This is a genomic window from Dyadobacter ginsengisoli DSM 21015 (assembly GCF_059568735.1).
Window position 1 is genome coordinate 979,141 of sequence record NZ_JCANTY010000002.1, and the last position, 24,164, is coordinate 1,003,304.

Genomic DNA, 24,164 nt, shown 5'->3' on the forward strand with positions numbered 1-24,164 from the left:
CTACAAATATTACGGTGCGCTGCACCTTCTCTTTTGTTTCACTATGGTGATTTCTACATATGTTGCGGTGCGCTGTACCTGTATAACTCAGGTATATTGCCCCAGGCTATTTTTCAAAATAGTTATAAAAAACCTCGGGCAATTGGTCGCCCAGCGATAGCCAGTCGGCGGCGAGCGGGGCCTTGTTGAGTCCCGCAATCCATTCGTAGTTCAGTTCGTAAACGACCGCATGTACGCCGTACCTGTCCAGCAGTCCGTCGCCTAGCGAACCTGGATTTCGAAAAGTAGCTTTCGTACTTCCCTCGGTAAACCAGGTGTGCTTTCGGAGCAGCGTTTCGAGCTTTTCCATGTTGCGCAGATAGCCACTGTGATCCCCCTCGCGACGGGTAATGTGCAGTTGCCCACCGGGGTCATTGTGCAGATCAATCGCCAGATCGGGCTTTTTGTTGTTCTTGATCATTTGCCCCAGCCACATTTCCAGGGCATAATTTTCGGGAGCAATTTCAGGGTCCGCGGGCTTGTCCCACTTTCTGTTCAGGTCGAAACCATTGGCATTGAACCGCGTCTTGCCTCTCACGACGCCGTCTTTGTTCGCCATCGGCATAATGTACAGGCAATACCTTTTTAGGTACTTTTTCACCTCAGCATCATTTTTCAAAATGCGTTTGATCAGGCCCTCGACTGTCCAGTTCCCACCCGATTCAAATGCATGTGCACGAGCTCGGATGAAGATGCGCTTCGGAGCAGATGGGGAACCAATCCTGACAACTTCCAGCGGCCGACCTTCCACCGTCTTCCCAACCCCCGTTATTTTCACCAGCGGGTGTGATTTGATCGATTCCAGAAAATTGGAAAGGTCGGTTACCGTATAAGGTTCCACACTCGCGATCCAGGCACTTTCCGACTGCATTTTAACATTGAAAGTCAGCTTGCTGTCTTCCAAAATCTTTGTTTCACGGCTTTCCCAGTTTTTCCTGTCAAAGGAAATACATACCCGCGAACGTTTCGAGATAATTCTGGAAGGCTGATTGTTCCACACATTCTCAAAATTCCGCAGCACCACAGTGACTTCCGTTCCTACCGGTGCCATTACTTTAAAATGCCAGTGATTGTTGGCGCGGTTAGGCGAAAATCGCTCATGATCGTATACCAGGCTCACTATCACACGCCCGGCGGAATCGATCTCCCAATTGGCCGGCGAGGCGTTTTCGAAACCGGTATGGACGAAAACCGAGGGTGGCTTGATTGAATCCGTTGCCGGTACCCTGTATCCGGCAAACAGGTGGAAATTCGCAAATGCTTCTCCCGGGGTGCCGAGGATCAGCACAAACAAAAATATTCCCGGTAAATTCTTCCTGAAAAAATAGCTATACATATGCCTGACGAAAATTGCGGGCCTTCTCCATTTTATGGAATCCTTGATTCCGAAAAGGCTTTGGATGAAAAGGTTAGAGTATGGACCGTTCTCCTGGCCGGCTCCGTTTTAAATAAAGCCAGCCCGGGAACGATCCATCCATGAAGGGTTAGGGAATAGTTTCAAGCGGTGGTTCATTCAACTCTGCGCCATCATAGCCAAAGTTTTGGTTGATCCGCCCCAGTGTATTGGCTGTGATTACGCTCTGCGGGATGGGCCACAACATATGCTGAGGCAGCAAAGTCGCGGTGTTGCCGAAAATCTGGAAACGGGGTGTTTTGTAAAAATGGTTGACCCGCATAACACGGTCGTGGTACCAGTTTTTTGCCATAATTCCTGAAAGACTGTATCCCTCCCGGCCAAGTTTGGCCAAAGTAAACGACACCCGTACCATTTCCGAATGGCGCGGCTCTTCCATATAAAGCTCGCGCGCACGTTCGTCGAAAATATAGTCAAGTGTGACGTCCGAGGCGGCGATCAGGGGCGCCTTTGCCCTTTCCCGAACAGTGTTAATGTCCGCAGCCGCCAATCCGGTCTGACCTTTCCAGTAATACGCCTCCGCCCTGAGCAGGTAGGTTTCGGCCAGGCGGAAAATATACCAGTCACCCTGTCCGCCGTGCGGCTGTACCCAATAAGGTGTTTTAGGCGTTGGCGTATAGGTTTTATAATAAGGCCAGCTATACCAGGTTTCCACCGTGTCTGCCAGGCTCGCGAGGTATTTTTTGCTGAGCGGTTCTCCCAGATTCGGCGAACCTTCCCTTACCGTCGCGATTTCGGCGGTGGCAGTTCCCATTTCAATCCAGTTGCTGTTGGATCTCCTCAGGTCGGGCGTGTTGTTCCACACGACGTTCTTTCCCGTCCATATTGAGTAGATGAAGTAGTTATTAGTCCGGACTGCCGCATCCCCGGAACCAAGCGAGTCTCCGGAGACTGTATTCCAGTTTGTCGCACGATTTCCGGTAGCATCCAGGACCCGCCAGTAAGATGGCCCGAAGTGGCGCATGGAAAATGTACCCCTCAAATCCCACCAGGTGCCAGGCGCCTGGTCCGCCCTGTCGACGGTTGCGTAAATGGTCTCGGTATTTTCGGCCGCGTTCTTGTTCTGTATCCTGTGGAGATCCCACATCAAATTGTAATATGCCCTGCCCTTATCGACACCAAACCGCTGTTTCATGAGTGCGTATGGACCGTTAATTACCTCGGTGGTTGCTGCGATCGCTTTGTCAAAGTCGCCATTGGCCAGGTATATCTTCGCCAGGAGGTGATTGGCAGCTCCTTTTGGGACGTTTCCTAACCTGGCTGGTGTGGCTGGCAGCCATTCCCTGGCGAATTCGAGGTCTTTTTGCAACTGACCGAGGATCGCCCAACGCGAAGTTGACCGATAGTCCAGTTTTGCATCCGTCAATTCTTCCCCGATCCAGGGAATGTCGCCATAGGAATTTACCAGCCTGTAATACCAATATGCCCTGAACCAGTACGCTTCGGACAATATCCGGTTGCGCACGGCCGGGTCCGACCAGGTGATCGCATCGATCCGGGAAATGATTGTATTGGCATTTTTGATATACACATAACCTCTCAGGAAGAGATTCTGCAAAGCCGACCGGCTGCCTACTGTGCTGGGCGTATTTTTGGTAAAATCGCATTGCTCGATGGAACAGGCAATGTCCGTGTACATAAAATCCAGCGCCAGGAAGTGTACCGCGCGGTCGCCGTGGTTATCCGCATTCATCTCCTTGCGGCAATTCACCAGTCCGGATTCAAATCCAGCCTCATCGACATACACATTTTCAGGCGCATAGAAAGAAAGTGGCTCGGGTTTCAGCCAATCCTGCGAACAGGATGAGAGCATGAGCAGTGCAAAAAATAGAAATGACGAAAGTATATTGCGTGGTTTCATATGGATGTCCTTTTACTTCAAATGTCTTACAGTGACAGACTTAGGCCCAGGGTATAATTGCGCGGCATGGGGTTCATGCCGGATTCCGGATCCCAGCCCGGCCATTTCGAAAATGTAGCCAGGTTTCTCACAGAACCGAATACCTGTGCACTGTTCATTTTCAGCTTTTTGAGCACCTCGCGCGGGATGTCGTACGCGAGCGAAACGTCCTGCACTCTCACGAACGACCTCGGCTTGTAGATCATGATCCCGCCTCCGAATGCTGCCAGGTAAGTGTTGAGCCTCGGATATTCGTTGTTCGGCCGGTCGGCTGTCCAGTAGGGAACCGGTCCTACATTCCGGTTGAACCTGTCGTTCTGGTCCCAGCCACCATTCAAGGCCGGACTGTAAGCGCCTAAATGCCCCAGATCGGCACGCACAAAGACGGAAGCCGTGAAATTTTTGAGAAAACGGAAGTCATTTCTCAGGCCCAGGCGATACCGCGGTGCGTCATAGCCGATGAACCTTTTATCCTGTAAATCAACATATTTCCCATCGTTGTTTACATCGACCGCCTTGTAGTCGCCCGGCTGCATATTGTATTTGGCCGCCTCCTGCGATCCGTCTGTCTGCCAGATGCCGACCACATCATAATCCCATATTACATCCAAGGGTTGGCCGGGGAACCATTGGTTGGAGAAATCAGGGACTTCCCCATTTCTCTGCTCGCCCAGTAAAGTGTATTTCCCCATGTCCCCGAACAATTTCTTAACCTTATTTCTATTGAATGAGAAGACAAAGTTGGAACTCCAGCTAAGTTCCGAAGTCCGGACGTTCACGGTATTCAGGTTTAATTCCATTCCCCGGTTTCCAAGTTCTCCCAGGTTGGCAGTCAGGCTCGTAAAGCCTGTAACCTGCGGCAGAATGCGGTTCATAAGAAGGTCCGTGGTCCGGATATCGTAGGCATCGACGGTCAGATCGATCCTGTTTTTGAGCAATGAAATGTCGATCCCGCCATTCAATGAAGTTGTCCTTTCCCACCTGAGGCCGCTATTGGCCAGTGTGGAATTAAAAACGCCGACCCGGGTACTGCTGCCATCGTACCACAATGTAGAATTAACGGTAGCCTGCGCTGAATAAATTCCAATGTTCCGGTTGCCGTTTACGCCCCAGGACAGCCTCATTTTCAGCCGGTCAACCGCCGCGGATTTGAAGAAATTTTCATTTGAAATGATCCAGGCAGCCGCCACCGCCGGGAAAGTGGCGCGAGGATACCGGTTGCCGAATGCCGAAAAGCCGTCGCGCCGGACCGAAGCAGTCAACAGGTATTTACCCATTAAGGAATAGTTCACCCGGGCCATGAGCGCGTCACCCGTACTTTTCGTGTCGTTGTTGACAATGGCTGCATTGGAACCGAACTGAAGTCCGTGGTAACCCAGTTCCTGGTTTGGGTTAAAATTCTGGTTGCTTTGAACGGTCGACCAGAACTGGTTTTTCTCAGCATTGGCCAGCAGCGTCACATCCACCGTGTGAATGCCCATTTCCCTTTTCCAGGTTAAAACATTGTCGATCATCCAGTTCAGGCTCGACGATTCCCTTCTTTCGCCGGATGCCGTTTCATTGGGAAAACCGCCCAGCTTCTCGCTGATCTTCTTGAATGCATAATACTTGGTATTCGCATACTTGGGCTGGAAAGAAGTTTTAAAAGTAATACCAAAAGGTAGCAGCAGCTCGGCATACATATTGGAAAACAAGCTGTTAGTCTTGTTCAGCAGGTCGGTGCGATAATATTCCAGCAAGGGATTATCAGAGTGACCGTGCGGAAGTCTTTTCAGGTTGCCTTTTGCGTCGAACATCTGGCCGTAAGGGCTATTGACATAAAACTGCAGACTTGCCGGCACCGAACTTTCATCCCTGTCCGAAAACTGGCTGCTCGCCCCTACCTTGAGCCAGTCCACCACCGTGAAATCCACATTCAGCCTTGAACTCACGCTGGAATACTGATCGCCTACCAGAATACCCTGATTGTTGTTGTAGCCGACCGACCAGTAGTAGCTCAGTCTGTCGGTACCGCCGTTAATGCTGAGGTCATAATCCTGACGAAGGCCGTTCCTGAACACTTCATCATACATGTCCATGGTTTTTCCGGCCAGGTAGTTTTCCCTCTCTTCCGGAAACAGTCTGAGGCGTGACATCCATTCCTGGGTATTATCGGCCTGCGGGTTAGGGCTCAGGCTCCGCCATTTTTCAATGGTCGTCCCCTCGGGCAATTTGTCCGGATTTGTAAAAAAACTGACATCCAGGTTAGGGGAAATTTGTCTCAAATGGTCTTCCCGGAACTGCAGATACGCTTCCGGCCCGAGTCCGCGGCGCTGGTTATTCGACTGGCTCATGCCGACTTTCGTTGCGAAATTAACCGTCGGTTTCCCGACTTTCCCCCTCACCGTCGTGATCAGGATCACCCCTGACGCAGCGCTGGAACCATACACCGCGGCGGAGCTCGCATCTTTCAGAATATCAATGGTTTGAATATCGCTCGGATTGATTTCGCGGAGACTGCCCCGAAAAACGGCCCCGTCCAACACAATGAGAGGTTCTGTTCCCGCCGAAAGTGACTTAGGTCCCCTGACTTCCATGGAAGCGCCGCCCGCCGCAGTGGTCGCCTGGTTGGTATTGAGACCGGCAACAGTACCCGACAGCATTTCCGTAACCTGCACCATCGATTGTGTTTTGAAATCCTCTCCTTTCACGCGTACGACCGAGCCCGTCAGATCGCCCTTGCGCTGCACGCCGTAACCAATCACCACCAGTTCATCCAGTGCTTTCTCGTCCGGCTTCAAAATTACTTCCAGATTGGTCCGGTTGCCGACCACTATTTCCTGGTTTTCGTAACCTACAAAAGAGAACACCAGAATCGCATTTTCGTCGGGCACGTCCAGGCTGAAGTTACCATTGACGTCCGTGATCATACCGCTCTGGGTACCCTTGATGCGGATGCTCACGCCGGGGAGTCCGCTTTTTTTATCATCGGTCACCTTTCCCGTAATCTGCCGGACGGTCACTTCTTCCTTTTCCACCGGTGGCTTTGCCGGAGCGACCGCCGATGGCTCTCTTTTGACCGGCGTCTCCTTCCGGATCACGATATTCTTGTTGAATATCTTATAAGTGAGCGGAAGACCTTCAAACAACCGATCAAGCGTTTCTTCAATGGACCCGTTCCTGATGGTGAACGTGATACGCTTCTGTGTCGGTAATTCGAGTTTATCGTACAGAAACCGGTATTCCGTTTGTTTCTGTACCGCCTTAAGGACCGTTTCCACCGAAACGTTTTGTTTGTTTAATGTGATTTTCTGACTGTAGCCCGTGGCCCAGACCTGAGTAAGAGCCAGGAAAATGAAGATGGTCAGCAGTTTCATTTTCAAAAAAAGGTTAGTGGGCTTGACACAATAATACCCTTTCCCGCATTGGGGTAGAAGATCTAATCGCATATATTTGTAAGGTTTAGGAATAGTCTTAGAATACTTTTTCGACAAAGATTTTCGTGACTGGCCTGAATGTAGAGGGGAAATGTTTGCAGCATTTCTCCTTTTTTTGGCCTGTTTTAGTCAGGGAGGATTAGGCTTCGCTTTCATAGGGTCAGGGTTTATGATGATTTTCCGATTTTGAAAAATATCTGGCAGAAAAAAAAGAACGCTATTCTATATACGACTACTTAGATATATGAATCCTCCTGCCATCTATCCGGTAATTCACACCGGCATATTGAAGCATGGTCATCAATTCTGAAATATTCAGGTTACGTTCGATCGTTCCGGTAAACTGTCTTTTGGGAACCGGGCCTTCATAGGTAACCTCGATATCATACCAGCGCGCCGCCTGCCGCATGACTTCCTCTATTCCCGCATCTTCAAAATGAAATAGCCCGTCTTTCCATGCAATGGCCTCGCTGACGTCAACCTGGGCAACAGCCAAAGCACCTTCACGCGCGATGCTTGCCTGCTCCCCGGGTTTAAGCTTACTTTCCTGGTTTCGGGATCTGACAATCAAGGACCCTTCTTCCAGTGTAGTTTGAGCGGCGTGCTCATCCTTGTAATTCATGACATTAAAGCTGGTACCCAGCACTTCTATTTCATTGGTCCCAAAATTCACCCTGAAGGGACGCAATTTGTCTTTCCGCACTTGAAAGTACACTTCCCCCTGTACTTCAACTCTACGTTCGTTGTTGGCAAAAGCTACCGGAAAACGAATTGATGAAGAGGCATTTAACCATGCTTTGGTGCCGTCCGGCAGGGTGATCTGATACTGTCCTCCCCTGGGCGTCGCGATCATGTTCATTTGTAAACCTTTGTCAGGAAAGGATTTACCAAACTGCGCGTCTGCGGACTGCGCGTCTGCGAACGCGGTTTGCTTGTACACCAACTCTCCTTCACCAGCCTTGGAAATTTTCGCCGTGCCCTGCTGTATCACCGCACCTTTGGCCGTACTATCCAGAGAAACCACGGAGCCATCTGCCAGCGTCAATGTCGCCCGGTTGCCTCCGGGTTGAATATCTGACTGCCCTGCAACGGGTTTGACTCCGCCCTTTTCGCTCGCATTCCATTGCCATAAGACTCCGAAACAGCCCAGTATAATGACCGCCGCCGCCCAGTATCGCAGCCGAAATATACTTCTTTCGGAAGCCGGATGAGCTCGTTCTTTCCCCGCCGGATTCGAGTCTGCCCCGTGTTCAGGACGCAGGATGTTACTGATTATCCGCTCATGCACTTCATCGGGAAACACGGGCTTATCTACGTTCAGGTCCCCCCATGCCTCTTTTATGAGTGCTGATAGCTGCGCATCGCCATCCGCCTTTCTGATGAGGCCCATCATTTCCTTTATTTCATGCTCCGTGGCAGTCCCATCGTAATAGTGATGGAAAAGCAGCGATAACCGGTTGCGGGTGACGCTCATGCGCTTTAAAATTGAGTAAAATAAGCCTTTTTATATAAGACAGTTCAAGCGCCCGAAATGGGGCTATCGGATCAGCAGTTTTTTTATTTTTTATTGAAAAAAAATGAGAAGAAGTGTAATGAAGCCTTTTCGGACATAAGCAGTAACCGATTCCGTGGCTATTTGCAGGTACTTTTTTACCGTTTCGCGGGACAAGTTGAGGCGGGAAGCGATCTCATTGTATTTCAGCCGCTCGTGCCGGCTGAGAAGATAGACCTTTTGCTGCTGCGGCGGCAAAAGATCGATCGCTTCATCGATCAGCGCATAATAATCGTTGTCGTGTTCATGGTCAGATATATCAATATCCTCGACGGCAACCTTATCCGCGTCTAACTCGCTCAGCATTAGATTCGCTGTTTTTTTGAGGTAGTTAATCGCATAATTCCTGGACAGGACAAACAGATAAGCTCTGAAATCGCGCACTCCTGCCAACTCCTCCCGCTTGGTCCAGATTTTCAGAAAAACATCCTGTACCACTTCCTCCGCTAACTCCTGGGATCTCGTAATGCGAAGAATGTGTTTGCCCAGCAGGTCGGCATAACTTGTGAAAATGGCACGAAAAGCTCGCTCATCACCCCTGGCAAGGTCACGCAACAATTCTTGTTCACCGTGTATCGGCAACTGTCTCATGGGAAGTAACTGTGATGGAGCACTGTACATGCAACATAAATAATCTTAGCTACATAAGCAAATACCTCCGGGCCGGACGCGGTGTGGCAGCATACTGTAAGTGAAAAAATAAAGGATCCCGGGCTCCTTCTGACAGAGGAACCCGGGATTTTGGAAGATTGTATTGATATGGCTGGTGAAATGGTCGTGACAATGTCACCACATACAGGGTTTCCGTATTGCTGCAATATCATTTTCTATCCCGTTGTGATAGGCTTTTTGATAGCATTGAATGCAACCGGCCATTTTTCCCAAAACTCATTACAAAGACCACTTCGTCACAGAAGCAAGCGAAGGCTGTTTTTTATCAAGATAATGTAACCTCAGAAAACCTGCCAGCATCAGACTGGTGCCTAGTTTGGATTCGTAATAAGGATCATTGGGCTCCCTTATAAAAAGCTTTCCGCTCCACAGTTTTTTGATACCTATATCCGCCAGCTGCCTGGCCCGCTGGTACATTTTTTCGTTACCAAGGATTTCGTAGGCATCCAGCGAAAATTGAAGGTTCGAGGCAAGGCTGTTGATCACAAACTTGTCCGGCCACTGGTGGTGTTCCACCGCATCCGCCACTTTTTTTACCATCCCGAAATAGGCTTTATCCCCGGTAGTTTTGTAAAAATATGCGGCTATGCTTCCGAAAAGCAACATATCAGCCTCGCTGTACCCCGTAGAAACCGTAGGGATCATCTCAGTGCCGTCTGGTTTTCCGTCCGGTTTCACCAGCAGATAGTACCCCTTGTTGGCAGCGTTCCAGGAATATTTCTCAGCGGCTTTCAGCATGGTTTCCGCCTGCGCCTTAAAATGACCGAACTCCGGATTGAGCTCCCAGGATTTCAGCAGATAATAACTCAGCAGAGCAGTCCCGTTCAACGAGGAGTACATGCCACTCGGACGCGGGTCATCGATGCAGCCTACCGTCAGATCGGTTTCAGGATTGCGGTATTTCCAGAACAAGTTTCCTGCACCTTCCGCCCATCTTTTCCATTCCGGGTTCCGGGTTTTGGTATACAAAAAAGTGAAAGAATACGCCTGAAGACCAGAATGCTTGATCCAGGCCTGGCCACCGTCCTGGTACTGCTCCAGTCCGCGGTACTCAGGCTTTTCAATTTTGTTCCAGCGGGCATGCCGGTTAAACAAAAAACTCTGTGTGACCGGCGAACGGAAATGGCCCCTTACCCCCGTGATAGCCCTGTTTACCCTTGCCGAATCCATTCTCCAGAGATAATCCCAGGGTGGAGTGTTTTCTATAAACTCATGGGTAAAGAACGTCCCGGGTTTTTCGAGATCTCCTTCCATGATTTTCTCATTGAAGAAATTGTAATACAGGTGCTCACCCCAGCCCAAAAGTCCCGTATATGGATTCTGGCAAAGGGTCAGAAAATCACGTGTATAGTCCGCCGCGGCCTGTTTGTATTTGGCATCACCAGTCAGTTTCGTCAGGTTTTCGAGCAGCCTGATGGTTTCCACATCATGGTAATAATTGCTCCCGCCGACAGCCCTGTCCGATTCCCGCGTTCCTTCCGTAGGCGGAACGCGGGATTTTGGAACACTCATATCCCGCGAATCGATCACAGAGGCGAGCATGCTGGATTGCTGAGTACCGTATACATCTTTGCCATGGAAGATCAGATTGTCGCAATGTGTTTTTACATAAAACAGATAATCCTTGTTCTGCGCAAAAGCTCCGGTTGCCGACAACCCAAAGACCAGGGATAATGTGACCAGGTATTTCATAGATGCACTTTGAAATTGGTTAGCAATATACTGTTACTTATCCCACCATACGTGCGTTTTGTAATTATCAGCACCCTGGCGGGCCACCGACGCATTGTAATTGTCTGCATTTAAAACAGGCTCATCGTCGGGATAGCGCAAGCGTCGCGGGTAGGTGCCGCCGGTCTCATTGTCGGGATAGTTCACGGGAACCAGTTTGGGATATCCCGAGCGGCGGACATTGGCAAACGATTCATAACCGTTCAGGAAAGTGGCTACCCAATATTCCGAATTGATCTGCTCAAATGCCTTTTCCTTGTCTGCAACGCCAACAAATGGAAATGCAGTGAGATATGCAGTAATATCTGCATCCGGTATAGTGGCGGAAGCATCATATTGCGCAAGCGTTTTCATAGCGCCTGTTACCCCGTTGCGGTAAAACTGGGCAGCGTCCCCGGTGATCCAGCCCCTTACTGCTGCCTCGGCCAGCATAAACTGAACTTCTCCATAGGTAAGAAGCATTCTTGGTCCGTCCAGCTTGGCGAAAACGTCCCTGTTCACACCCGAAAACTGGTGTTCCTGACCCGGTACATTAGGATCGTAACTCGGACTGCTGGGCAGGGTAATTCGGTCCAGTCCGTTCGGCATCCCCTTTTGGACAGCCGGGTCGGTGTTTTTGGTAGCAACATTGGTGGGATCAGTATACACCGCAACCGTGTATTTCAGCCTTGGATCGTTGTGGCTTTTCATGTAGTCAAAAAACGTCTTGGCGATCTTACCCGGGCTCCTTCCTGACACGGCTAACGTCCAGCTCTGACCGTTGGTCAGTACTTCCTGGGTACCGGCCTTGTCAGTTCCTCTTATAAAAAGATTGTCATCGACCGAAGAGAAAACACCGCCGGCATAAGCCTTTTTCACCCAGGCCTCAGCTGCCACAGGGTCTACCTTGGACATACGCATCCCGAGGCGGAGCATCATAGAGTAGCCGAATCTTTTCCACTTAGCAATGTTACCTGCATAAACGATATCCGGCGAAGTAAAAACAGTCTGCCCTGCGTCCAGCTTGGCCGTGGCATCTTCCAGCTCCGACAGCATATTGGCATATATGTCTTTTTGGGCGTCATACTTGGGTTTGTAGATCTGTTTGTAATAACCCTGGTTCGCCTCGAAGTAAGGGATATCACCATACATATCAGTCAAGCGGTGGAAAATTACCGTTTTCCAGATCCGCGCCATATGATACAAGTTGTGGTACTGAGGTTTGTCCTTTGCCAGTGTGATCACATCCTCGATGAGTTTGGAGGAGCCTGAAACGGCATTGTAAGTAGCCTTCCAGAGTTGCTCATTATTCCCTTTGTGATACACATATTTATCCCCCTGAAAATCAAAAATCCCTACGTTGCTGAGCGAGGCCATATGTTGCACAAACGGCTCGGCGTAGTTGAGGCTGTTGCTTTCATCTCCCTTGGCCGTGTTGTACTGCCCGGTTGTAAAAAGATAGGCGGGATTGAACCGGTCGGCGGTAACAGCATTAGGATCTTTGTTCAGTTCTTCAAAACCGTTGTCGCAGGAAGCCAGCAATAAAAGGCCGCTGGCGAAGCATATATTAAATATCCTTTTCATCTCCATTAAATTTAACCTTTGCATGACTAGAATTTCAGATTTACGTTGAACCCGTAGCTCCTGGTCGGAGGTAAAGCAGTCGACTCGATTCCCTGGTCGTTCCCTGCGGATAAGTTCGTTTCGGGATCCAGACCGGGGGTATGTTTCATCAGGATCTGAAGGTTTCTTCCCACCAGCGACACGCTCGCGCCTTTCACGAACCCGATCTTTTCGTACAATGCTTTTGGCAGATTATAGGTAAGCGATACATAACGCAGTTTGATGAAGCTTGCATCATAGATATAGTCGTCCAGTGCATCCCTTCTTCTCACGATAATGGCCCGGTTGTTTACCCGGCTGGCCGAAACCAGCACCTTGTTTTCCTCTCCCTTTTCGGTAACACCCGGAAGTACCGCGCCCGAGGCCCGCCCCATCAGCGAATGCGGCGACATGCCACGGTGGTCGAGGCTGTAATTGGTTTCAGAGTAGATCTTTCCCCCAAACTTCCCGTCTACCTGAGCGGAAAGCGTGAAAGCCTTGTACGAAAAATTGTTGATGATCCCGGCAGTGTACCTGTTGATCCCCGACCCGAACGAGACCACGGATGCAGGAATGATAGGCAGACCGGTTGTATCGATCACGTCGCGCCCTTCTTCGTTTCTGAGGATCGTTCGCCCGACGATCTGCGAATACTCCTGCCCTTCCACATGCTTGATGAACGCCTTGGTCGATGTGGCCAGGATCAACTCCTTGGACGTATTTGATATCTTCATGACCTTGCTTTTGTTGTAGGCAACGTTCAGGGAAAGATCCCAGCTGAAATTCCTGGTCGTCACCGGTTTTACGGTAGCCAGGAATTCAACACCCCTGTTGCGGATTTCCCCGACGTTTACAGACACTCCTGAATAACCGGTGGTGGAGGATATGGTCTCTACTGCAATATCATTGGTAGTCAGCTTATTGTAAGCCGCTATATCAAAACCCAGCTTGTTGTTGAACAACCGGAGGTCCAGACCTGCTTCAAACTCGTTCACACTCAACGGCCGCAAGCTGCTGTTGGGCACCGTAAACTGGTTGATAGTACCCAGCGAACGACCGTCATAGTTATACGGTAACAAACCATATGTAAGATTAAGAAGATAAGGATCCGTGTCGCCGCCCACTGCCGCATACGCCACGCGCAGCTTTCCAAAGCTGATCGCTTCCGGCATTTCGAACGCCTGCGAGAACACGAAACTTACTCCGGCCGACGGATAAAAGAAATTGTTTGATTTCGGATTTAAAGTAGAGAACCAGTCGTTCCTTCCCGTCAGGTTCAGGTACAGGTAGTTTCTGAAACTCAGCTCGGCAGTGGCAAACACCGAATTGATCTTCTTATCATAGGTAGCCGTCGTGGTATTTCTGGTGGATGTGTTGTTGATCACATGCAACTGGGGCACCACGATACCCGAACCCACAATGGTGGTCGTATAGCGGTGCTGCGACATCAGGTTACCCCCCAGATTTACAGCCAGGTCAAAATCCTTGCTCAGACTTTTGTTCAGCCCGATCATCCCTTCGTAGTTCCGCTCCCAGAAATTCTGCTGGCTCTGGTCGATCTGCCCGCCGGGGCGGTAGCCGGTCCCTTCCGGAACGATCTTGTTGGTCATGAAACTGTAATAGTCCTGCCCGACTTTCCCCTGCACAAAAAGCCAGTCGAAGATGTTGTAACGCAAGTTGACGGTAGATATAAACCGGTCCTTGCCCGTCCGGTTTTTGATCCTGTTCAGGGTATAATAAGGATTTGTAGCGTTCAAATCCGTTCCCAGGACTTTTTCCTTGAAGGTAGTTTCATCATAACCCGGCGACAAGGCGCTGGTGGGCATATTGCTGTTGACATACAGAATTGTGCCCGCACTGTTTCCCTGGTTACCGGTAAACACATACCGGTTATCCACGCGCTCGTTGATGTAATCGACGTTGGCGGAAAGCGTCAGGTTTTTGGAAATACTCTGATTGAGGCCCAGGCTGATGTTGTCCCTTCTCATCGTTGCATTGGGGATAATACCCTTATTCCGCATGTCGGTGATGCCCAGCCGGAAGCTGCCCTTCTCATTACCGCCCGAGAAAGAAATGCTATTGCTACTGGTATGGCCGGTGCCATAAAAATCTGCCAGCACCTGGTCCTTTACGTAAGAATAAGGTCTCTGAATCCCGTCCAGCTGAACGGTCTGGGATCCGTCGTACAGGGCGCCCCAGTGATTTTGCCCGTGGTTCGCCGCATCCTGCTGGCTGGCAGGCTTCACACCGCCATAGCCCTGGCCGTATTCCTTTTGTAATTCCCAGATAAAAAACGGCACTTCAAAAGTGTTGTTGGTATTGAATTCAACACCTAACCCTTTGTTGCCTTTGCCCGACTTGGTTGTAATGACGATCGCACCGTTTTTGGCGCGTGAACCATATAATGCGGCCGCAGTAGCTCCTTTCAAAACGGTAATATCTTCGACGTCATCCGGGTTGATGCTCGAAATGTTGTCACCAAAGTCGGGGTTATCGTTTTTCGGACCTCCAAACTGAGTGTTGTCCATCGGCAGCCCATTGATGATATACAGCGGCTGGTTATTACCTGAAATAGAGGTATTTCCCCGGATCGTGACCCGGCTGGAACCCGCAGGCCCCGTGGCAGCCGGACTGATATTAACCCCTGCAACCTTGCCGTTCAGCGAGTTGGCGAAGTTGGTTTCTCTGGTCTTTGTAAAATTCTCGCCGGCTATTTTGGTCACCGAATATCCCAGAGACTTGGTTTCCCGGCGAATACCCAATGCGGTCACCACCACTTCATCAAGCGCCTTGGTTTCTGTAACCAGCTTGATATCCAGTGTAGTCCTGCTTCCTACCTGCACTTCCTGAGCCGTGTAGCCTACAAACGAAAACACCAGCACTGCGCCGGATGAAGGAACATCGATGGAAAAATTTCCGTCCGCATCCGAAGATGTCCCCTGCTGGGTTCCTTTCAGCAAAATACTTACACCGGGCAGTCCGTCCCCTTTTTCGTCTGTTACTTTCCCTCTGATGTTCTCAACTGCTCCGGACAAACTGCCTGTCAGCCTCAGGTGAGTGGTGTTAAGTTCCGGACTATCCGGAAACATTGGCATTGCTGCCTGGGTGGTGGCCGGTACGACGGCAATGGCAGCTAGTATGGTCCACCGCTTGCAGAAAATGGCGAAGCGCGTACCATTGTCTGGTAATGTTTTCTCTTTCATGCAAAAAAAGGGTTTGGGAATATTCATCACGGATTTTTGACAGAAATCCTACGTCAATCCGATAATTACTGTACGCTGCAAGCCTCATATCGTACTACGTTTATTTCAACTAAATGTGAATAAACTGCAAAAGTGTTCGAACCATGATGATACTCCCCGCGCGTTTCCCGTCCCTGATTGTTCAAATTGCCCTGTTCTACCCAACAGGCTAGTTTTCTGTGTTGCTAAAACCAAAAAATAGTCATATTCCTAAGCGTACTAATTGTACAATTCGGAGTAAGTATTTGACAAAACCCAAATCCCCCCTAAACCTCTGAATTTTAAATGATACTGAACCATCCAATTTCGAGACGAACGTTTTTAGGGCAGCTGACTCCTGCCGCTATCGGCCTGGCCGCTGGTGCCGGTGCCCTTACCTCCTATGGTGCGGGCTACCTGGCACCCGCTGAAAAAAAGTTTGTCCCTGTGATGATCACGCCTTTCAAAAGCGACCTGAAGATTGATTACGACAAAGTGTCCATGCTTACCGATTTTTATCTCGCAGCCGGTGCAAAAGGCTTTTTTGCCAATTGCCTCAGCAGTGAAATGTTCTTTATGAACGATCAGGAACGTATTGGCCTGACCCGGCATGTCGTGGATTACGCCGGAAGCAAGGTGCCGGTAGTATCTACCGGTTCATTTGGCGATACCTTGGAAAACAAGGTGACTTTTGCCAAACAAATCCGGGACACGGGTGCCGACGGCGTCATTCTTATTTCGGGCCATTTTGCGGCGGCCAGCGAAAGTGACACGGTTCTAATGGAAAATTTTGAGCAATTCCTCTCCCGCACCGGCGACATGAAAGTGGGAACATATGAATGTCCGGTCCCCTACAAACGTCTCATTTCACCGGCTGTGTTCAAATCGCTCGTATCCAATCGTCGTTTTATCTATCATAAAGACACTTCCGAAGACATCAAAAATATCAAGGTGAAGCTGAAAATTGCACGCGGCACACAACTGGAATTTTACAATGCCCATACTGCCAGCGCCGCGGAATCCCTTCAGAGAGGTGGCCGGGGAATGTCCCCGATCTCCGGGAATTTCTATCCCGAAATACTCACATGGCTCTGCAAGTACGCGGGCGACCCTTCCAAATCGACGGATGTTGCCTGGATACAATCGGAAATAGCCCGCACGGAGCCACTGATTTCCAGGTATTATCCGCTCAGTTCCAAATATTTTTTAAGAAAAAGAGGATTGCCCGTTGAACTCGTGTGCAGGTCAAAAGCGAAATCCATCCCGGCAGAGCAAATGAAGGTACTGGACGATACCTACCATGTCTTTCTGGGCTGGTGCGACCAGCTGGGCATAAAAGCTGTGAACGCCCGCTAATCGGGTGGATCCGGCAAAACCGGCGATTTCAAATCGTTCGTTGGCTCCCAACGGTGAAGCAATCAGCATCATCCATCCGAATTCAAGTTGGGACTTGTAATTCCGGTGGATGATGCTGATGCACTCATACTACTACTATACTAACTGTACGCCAATCTTCCGCTCAATACCCGTCATTCTGTTTCAGGTTCGAGTTTTTGTTGAGTTCGGGCCGCGGAATCGGTAACAAGCTGCGGTATTCTCCGTTGGGTTTGTGGGAGAGCCATGATTTGGTGGTGAAAACACCAAACCGGATCAGGTCCTGGCGGCGGCGGCCTTCCTGCGCAAATTCCCAGCCCAATTCATCCAAAAAGCGTCCGTACTTAATATCTGCCCCTCCTTCCTGGGTCGATGTGCTGCCACTGCGAAGTCCGTAATCATAGGAGCTTCCCTTCATCAGGTCGGCACCGGTAACGGTGGCTTTGGCAGGGGCCGCCTTGAAATTCCGTTGTCTTACGGTTGTAACAATCGCCGCCGCCTCTTCGGCTTTACCGCTCCTGAGCAGTGACTCGGCCTTCATCATCAGCACGTCGGCATAGCGAAAAAGTGGCCAGTCATTGCTTAGATTTACGGTTGTACCTTTCTCAATTTCAAATTTTCCAAGTCTGAAACCATGGATCTCTTCAGACTGATCCACGCCCGGCAGTTCATTGATATAGCTCAGCGGTTTTCCGGCAAATGCGCCCAGCGTACAATTGAGCGGCGTGCCTCCCGCAGAATACTGAGGCCCCTGTATCCAGTTGCTTGTCAGGCGCTCATCGTTTTTGTCAAATGAATTGATAAACTGCGGAATAGCGCAAATTCCTCCCCAGGGCGTATTTAAGAGATTATAAGTGGCCTGGTTCGCGGGCTGCAGTGTTTCCATGTGAATGGAGAAACCGTTCCAGTCGGTCACATATTTGATATCAAAAGGAATGGCAAAAATGATTTCCTTCGACGATTCATTATTGGTTTTGAACACCTCCTTCTGGTTGGCTTCCAATGCATAGCCACCGCCGGAATTGATGACAGCATTGCAATGCTCGAGACACTTGTCCCAGGCAGCCGTTCCCGTAAACACTTCGGCATTCAAATACATTTTAGCAAGTAAAGTGTGGGCCGCCCATTTGTTGAAACGTCCGTAAGTGGTAGGGTCATTTTTGTCGGATAAAAGCGGCAGATTATCTGTAATGTCCTTTACGATAAATTCAAATACCTCCTTACGGGTGCTTTGCTTCGGCAAAAACCCAGCCGGAACATCAAACTGCGTGATAATAGGCACATTTCCGAAAATATCGCAAAGCACATAATAATAAGAAGCCCTCAGCACCTTCAATTCGGCGATCACCGCTTCCTTACCGTCCGTAAACGGAATGCTGCCGGATTCAATCTGATAAATGATCCGGTTGCAGTTTGCGATCCCGGCATAGGTGCGGTTCCAGTTGTTGACCGCAATATCGTCATCCGCGGTCCATTTATGGTCGTGTATGCGCCGGTATACGCCCCCATCTACCCAGCCGTTGGGACGGGCGGGCATCACCAGCTGGTCGCCCGACACCTCCTGTGTCCTGAAAAGCCCGTTCCACTGTTGCAACACGTCCCGCCAGTTGGTATACGCCGCGCCAACGAGCGACGCCACGTCTCCCGATGCAGGCGTGAACTGGCTTGCAATGATCCTGTCAAAACTTTCGTCCTTTAATTCGGTGCAGGCCGTTGCCCAAAGCAAAAACAGTAATGCAATCTTACTTTTTATGATTAACTGAATGTTCTTCATGATCGGAGATGTTTTAAGAATTTTTACAAAACAAGGTTCAGGCCGAGGGTAAACGTGCGCGTAGTCGGATACTTGTCACGGTTGTCATTCCCTGGTGTCAGTCCAAGCCGGTCCACTTCCGGATCAATGCCCTTGTACTTTGTAAAAGTGAAAGTGTTCAGCGTAGACCCATAAATCCGGATGGATTTGATGAACTTGTTCTTGAACCCATTGATATCATAGCCCAGCGTAATGTTGTCTATTTTCCAAAAATCGCCGTTTTCTACGTAATAGCTGTTGAATTCCTGCGGCATGCTGGGGCTGAGCACGGCTTTGTCGAATACCTTATCGTAGGCCGATTTGATGTTGTTATACTGCTGCAATCCGGTGCTTTCGAAGAACATGCGCTGGAAATTCAGGATCTGATATTTGAATGCGCCGCGCATGGTCACGCCCAGGTCGAACTTCTTGTACCGGATATTGTTGTTCCAGTTCAAATAGAATTTGGGAAGCCCGTTTCCCAGCACCCGTTTATCTTCAAATGCATGCTGGTAGTCCGCATATACTTGCGGCTTTCCGTCCCTTCCCTCATAAATCCACTTCCCGTCTTCCGAAATATCGACCACCTTAAATCCGTAAAAGTCACCGACCTTATCACCGATTTTCACAATATGGGTAAAGGTTTGCACCGGATCGCCGGTGGCTCCTGTCACGAAATAGTCGTTTGTAGACTTGTAAAGCTCGTTGGAGAGACTGACAAGCTTATTGGTATTGGTGGAATAATTAATGCTCGAATTCCAGACCAGGTTTTGGGTCTGAACCGGAACAAAATTGACAAGCACTTCAAGCCCCTTGTTCTCCATGATCCCAACGTTCGCCCGGGTGGACGTGTACAGATTAGGCGGGCTCGGAACCTGGAAATCATACAGTAGCCCATTGATCCGGCGGTTATAATAGTCGATGCTACCACTGATCCTCGCTTTCAGGATGGAGAAGTCAAGCCCGATATTGGATTCGTGCTTTTCCTCCCAGCGCAGGTCCGGATTAGGGTTTTGTGCGGGCACCAGGGTCTGTATCCATTTCCCGTTCGAGTAAAAATATTTTTGATAATTCAGGATGGCCACCCCCAGAAACAGGTTACTGGGCTGAGTACCGGTCACGCCATAGCCTGCGCGCAGCTTCAAGTCGTCAAACACATTCTGACCTTTCATGAAAGCCTCATTGCTGATGCGCCACCCCAGCGAAACGGCCGGAAATGTTCCCCAGGGATACTTGCTCCCTACCAGCTGGCTGGCTCCTTCGTGCCGAACGCTGGCCAGCAACAGGTACCGGTCATCGTAGTTATAAGTGGCCCGTGCAAAAAAACCGATCAGGTTCGTTTCCGCTTTTCCGCTTCCCATGGGTGCAAGGCCCGTTTTGATAGCATTTCCTATGCCGATGTTGTTGTAGGTGAATTTATCGGTCGGGAAATCCCAGTTTTGCATCCAGAAATTCCGGTTGGAGTTATCCTGATAACTGTAACCGCCCAGTACTGACATTTTGTGCAGTCCAAGGTTTTTGGAAAACTGTGCCGTCAGTTCCATTAATTTATCTACGGACGAATTCGACCCATTGGAAGCATAACCATTCCGGCCGTCACGCAAAGTAGAAATATGGTTCTTGGTCTCGGAGTAGCCGCGGGTCTGATTGTACCGGTTGTAGGAGATCAAAGCCGACAATTTCAGGCTGTTAATAGGGTTGTAAGTCAGGTTACCGGTAATCCGCGTGTTCTGCGAATCGTTTTTTCCGTCACTTTCGTGCAGACGCGCCAGCGGATTGTCATAGTTGAATATCCCGGTTTGCTGAAACCATGTTCCATCAGGGTTTTTGGTAGGAGCTGTCGGATTTTGGATCAATGCCTGACGGTACGCATAGCCATTAAAGCTCACACCGTCGCCGGTTGTGGGATAGGTATTGTAGGAATTCAAAAACCCGATATTGATATTCAGTTTATCATTGAGCATCGAATGATTCACATCGGCGCGGCCATTGAAAGTGGTATTTTCCGATTTGATAAATATCCCGTCCAGAAAGCGGTAATTGAGGTTCACCAGGTAGTTCGTTTTGTGGTTGCCGCCTCGAAAGGTCAGGTTGTGTATCTGGCTGAGGGTCTTTTTGGTCACCTCTTTCATCCAGTCGGTATCCCCGCCGAGGTCCCAGGATTTGTCCCTGATCCCCTGTGAAATATGTTCCCGGTAATCCGCGGCCGTCAGAAGGTCCAGCTGCCGGGCGATCGTCTGGGTGCTGAAAGACGTATTGTATTCCACGGCACTGTTATAGTTGCCGCTGGCCCTTTTGGTGGTCACAATAATCACCCCGTTGGTGCCGCGTGTGCCATAAATAGCGGCGGCAGAGCCATCTTTCAATACGTCGATCGCTTCAATATCTTCGGGTGCTACCGTCTTTAGATCGCCCGGCACGCCGTCGATCAAAACCAGCGGATTGGAATTCGCGCCTAAAAGCGTCGTATTTCCGCGAAGCAAAACCTGCGAACCCTGCGTAGGATCGCCGCTCGGTGCTGAAATGGTAAGCCCTGCCACTTTTCCCTGTAAAAGCTGCCCTACGTCAACAGTAGGCGCCTTCACGAAATTTTCGGGGGTTACGCGCACCACGGCACTGGTAACATCCGCCTTCCGCTGGCTTCCGTAACCTACCACCACCACTTCTTCCAACGACTTGTCGTCCACCACCAGCCTGACGTCCACCACGCTCTGGTTACCGATTTCTTTCTCCTGGGTCACATAGCCGAGAAAGCTGTAAACAAGGATGCCCTTCTCATCGGGGATATTCAGGCTGTACTTGCCATCAATGTCGGTGGCGGTCCCGGTCTGTGTTCCTTTCAAAATCACATTCACGCCTGGTAAGCCGTCACCTTTTTCATCGGTCACTTTGCCCGTCACCAAAAACCGGCTCGGTTGGGACTGTGTGAAATCCGGTGCGGGCTGCTCGATGCTCCCTGAGTTTTGAGGCTCGTTGTCGCTTAAAATAATGTGCTTTTTATTAACCTGAAAAGATATGTCCAAAGGTTTGAGAAACTGGGCCAGGACCTGGGCAAGCCTTTCGTTTTTGACGTCCAGCGTCACCTTCCGGCGCGACCGGATCAACTCAGGACTGTACATGAACTTGACATTGGCCACCGCTTCAATTTTCAATAAAACGGTCTTGATATCCCGGTTCTCTACCGTCAGCGTAACCCGCTGTTCGAGTATCTCCTGTGCATGTCCGGGCCGCGCAACCGCAAGGGTTGCAAACAATGCAATGGTGCAAAATTGTATCAACGTCACCTTCATAGAAAGCAGTAGTAAGCGTTGGAGGACTGGGTTAACTTTCATACATTTGATTTGTTTTGTGTCAATTTTTGAGATGATTTGGGCAAAGCAATCCCCCGAGGTTTTTTGCAAGAAAACCTTATACGTAAAGTAAAAAATGGGGAACTCCTGAAGACCAGCAGTGCCGCAAACACTGCCGGTCTTTTTATGGGGTAGAGGTTATGTTTCCATACAGACGAAATTGAGTTTGGAGATGTTTGATTTTATCGTTTGCAACTTCTGACATTCATGACGATCTGGCCATCAATCATCTCATAGCTCGCGTGAATGGCCTTGCACATCAGGTTTAATTTTTCTGTCAGCGACTCGTCGGCCATGGAGGCCGTCAGCGTGCAATTCTGCACCTGGTTTTCATCCACAATGATTGGGATACCGTAAGCTTTTTCAAACTTTCTGAACACTTCAATCAGCGGTGCTTCCTCGAACACAAAATCCTTTTCCTTCACCGTACGGTCCACAATGACCGGATTGGCGATCAGATTTTTCTCAAACTGCCTCTCATCCTTTTTGTAATAAATTTCCTGATTGGCTGTCAGCACGATCCCATTGAGCGTCGGATTGGGTTCCTTCCTGGTTTTGGTCAGCTCTTCATTGTCGAATACGGAGACTTTCCCGGTTTTCACGGTTACAAGTACCTTTTCCTCATTATCGAAGGACCTGATCGTAAAACTCGTCCCGAGCACTTTGACCACCAGTTTATTGAAGTGCACCAGAAAAGGCTGCTCCGGGTTTCTTGCTACATCAAAAAAAGCTTCACCTTCCAGCCGCACCACGCGGATCTTCCGGTCGAAAACGGCAGGGTACGTGAGTGAACTATGCGGTTGCAGCGTGACTTTACTTCCATCTTCCAGGCTGACTATTTCCGCAACATTGGATTCGTTGGTCTTTTTAATGAGTTCGCCCTGCCCCTTTGTGATTTCCGGAGAAGAGACGGATGTAATTTTATTTCCCGCCAGATAGAACCAGGCAAAGCCCAGAACCAGCAAAACGGATGCGGCGACTGAGAATGTGCTTACTGAGTACCGGTGCCAGAACCGCGATGGCTTATCCGGCTGCCATTCGGTGCGTTTCTGGTGTTTGAGTAAAATTTTGTTCGCGAATTTGTCGATGTAATCATTGGTAACCGCGGGTTGGCCGTCAGCGATGTTGAGCAAAAACAACCTGGCTACCTCCATTTCGGTAATGAGGGAAGGATACTTTTCGGAAAGGGTATTCCAAAACAGCGCGGCGTCTGGCTTTCTGTTAAAGATCCAGTCCCGGAATGCCGGATCGTTTACGAAGTCAATCGACTTGAAATTTTCATACTTATTCATGAAATAGAAGTATTATTTATCCCCTGCTACGATTAGAAAAAACCGCATCATTTATACCCTTTTTCACGAAAGTTTTTTTGAGAAATTCTAACTATTATTATGCAATTGATTAAATAACAGAGACTTGTACAGGAAAAGAATGAAGATAAATACCCAGTTTTCCCGCAGGACATTGATACTTTTGAGAAGCAGGTTTGAAACGGATTGCTTACTGATACCCATCATTTCGGCGATCTCATCGTTGGTCAGGTTCTCATAGTACCGAAGAAAAAGTACTTCCTTTTGCCTTTTGGTCAGAAAAGAAAAGAAGCGGGTGATTTTTAAAGCGAGTTCGGCAGACTCGTCCAGGCTGATTAAGAATTTTTCAATGTTTTCGAAATCAACAAACAGGTCATCCTCTTCCGGCAGTTCAATATGTACCCTGTTCTCCTTCATAGCCCTGATCAGGTTATTCCTCAGGCACTTGAAAAGGTAGTTTTTGACGGAAACGGGATCCCCCAAATGCGTCCTTTTTTCCAGAAAATCAAGAAACAGATCCTGAATAACGTCTTCAACCAAGGACCGGTCTTTACAGAATTTGCTTCCGTAGAGTAGCAGAGGGCGAAAATAACGCAGCAGAAGGGTATTCAATGACTGGTCATCCCCGCTCTTGAAAAAGGACCAGACCATAGCGTCCGGGATATCTTCCTGATGGTTTTCAATCACCTTATCCATCCCGTTCTGTCGTTGTCTGTGGTTAATTGACTGAGTTGGCGGCAGACATTCCGGGCGCAGGCCGATTGCCTGACATGCCTTTTGCGCCACCATTTATACTTAATGCTACAAATATT

At 49.4% G+C, this 24,164-nt stretch carries 13 protein-coding genes; 1 reads left to right on the top strand and 12 read right to left on the bottom strand.

From position 1 onward, the window contains the following. Window positions 1-106: 106 nt before the first annotated feature. The 8 genes from BP71_RS10245 to BP71_RS10280 all read right to left on the bottom strand — a co-directional run bounded on the left by BP71_RS10245 (window position 107) and on the right by BP71_RS10280 (window position 15,508). The gene (locus BP71_RS10245) at window positions 107-1,375 is read right to left on the bottom strand and encodes a M14-type cytosolic carboxypeptidase (RefSeq protein ID WP_496378745.1); all 1,269 of its coding nucleotides are present in this window, start codon (window positions 1,373-1,375) and stop codon (window positions 107-109) included. A gap of 148 nt (window positions 1,376-1,523) precedes the next feature. After that, window positions 1,524-3,314 (bottom strand): RagB/SusD family nutrient uptake outer membrane protein, encoded by a 1,791-nt coding sequence (locus tag BP71_RS10250; protein ID WP_496378747.1) that lies wholly within the window; start codon window positions 3,312-3,314, stop codon window positions 1,524-1,526. Between the two features lie 26 nt (window positions 3,315-3,340). Next, window positions 3,341-6,781: a TonB-dependent receptor gene (locus BP71_RS10255; protein ID WP_496378749.1), complete on the bottom strand. Its 3,441-nt coding sequence runs from the start codon at window positions 6,779-6,781 to the stop codon at window positions 3,341-3,343. A 220-nt stretch (window positions 6,782-7,001) separates the two neighbouring features. Then, the gene (locus BP71_RS10260; protein WP_496378751.1) at window positions 7,002-8,243 is read right to left on the bottom strand and encodes a FecR family protein; all 1,242 of its coding nucleotides are present in this window, start codon (window positions 8,241-8,243) and stop codon (window positions 7,002-7,004) included. 90 nt (window positions 8,244-8,333) lie between these two features. After that, the gene (locus tag BP71_RS10265) at window positions 8,334-8,912 is read right to left on the bottom strand and encodes an RNA polymerase sigma factor (protein ID WP_496378753.1); all 579 of its coding nucleotides are present in this window, start codon (window positions 8,910-8,912) and stop codon (window positions 8,334-8,336) included. Window positions 8,913-9,212: 300 nt separating this feature from the next. Beyond that, window positions 9,213-10,685 (bottom strand): hypothetical protein, encoded by a 1,473-nt coding sequence (locus BP71_RS10270; protein ID WP_496378755.1) that lies wholly within the window; start codon window positions 10,683-10,685, stop codon window positions 9,213-9,215. Between the two features lie 33 nt (window positions 10,686-10,718). Further along, on the bottom strand, window positions 10,719-12,287 hold the full coding sequence (locus tag BP71_RS10275) for a SusD/RagB family nutrient-binding outer membrane lipoprotein (RefSeq protein ID WP_496378757.1): 1,569 nt from the start codon (window positions 12,285-12,287) through the stop codon (window positions 10,719-10,721). 26 nt (window positions 12,288-12,313) lie between these two features. Next, entirely contained in the window at window positions 12,314-15,508 is a 3,195-nt protein-coding gene (locus BP71_RS10280) for a SusC/RagA family TonB-linked outer membrane protein (protein WP_496378759.1), read from the bottom strand. Between the two features lie 324 nt (window positions 15,509-15,832). On the opposite strand from BP71_RS10280, the gene BP71_RS10285 reads away from it, so the two are divergent. After that, complete coding sequence (locus BP71_RS10285) at window positions 15,833-16,882, top strand: dihydrodipicolinate synthase family protein (protein WP_496378761.1); 1,050 nt, start codon at window positions 15,833-15,835, stop codon at window positions 16,880-16,882. A gap of 163 nt (window positions 16,883-17,045) precedes the next feature. Here the strand turns inward: BP71_RS10285 and BP71_RS10290 are convergent, their stop codons facing one another. The 4 genes from BP71_RS10290 to BP71_RS10305 all read right to left on the bottom strand — a co-directional run bounded on the left by BP71_RS10290 (window position 17,046) and on the right by BP71_RS10305 (window position 24,048). After that, window positions 17,046-18,674 carry a RagB/SusD family nutrient uptake outer membrane protein gene (locus BP71_RS10290; protein WP_496378763.1) on the bottom strand — a complete coding sequence of 543 codons (1,629 nt, stop codon included), beginning with the start codon at window positions 18,672-18,674 and terminating at the stop codon, window positions 17,046-17,048. A gap of 23 nt (window positions 18,675-18,697) precedes the next feature. Beyond that, window positions 18,698-22,024, bottom strand: a complete 3,327-nt coding sequence (locus BP71_RS10295) for a SusC/RagA family TonB-linked outer membrane protein (RefSeq protein ID WP_496378765.1) — start codon at window positions 22,022-22,024, stop codon at window positions 18,698-18,700. A gap of 200 nt (window positions 22,025-22,224) precedes the next feature. Beyond that, window positions 22,225-23,334 (bottom strand): FecR family protein, encoded by a 1,110-nt coding sequence (locus tag BP71_RS10300; RefSeq protein ID WP_496378767.1) that lies wholly within the window; start codon window positions 23,332-23,334, stop codon window positions 22,225-22,227. Between the two features lie 87 nt (window positions 23,335-23,421). After that, window positions 23,422-24,048 carry an RNA polymerase sigma factor gene (locus BP71_RS10305; RefSeq protein WP_496378769.1) on the bottom strand — a complete coding sequence of 209 codons (627 nt, stop codon included), beginning with the start codon at window positions 24,046-24,048 and terminating at the stop codon, window positions 23,422-23,424. Between the last annotated feature and the right edge of the window lie 116 nt (window positions 24,049-24,164).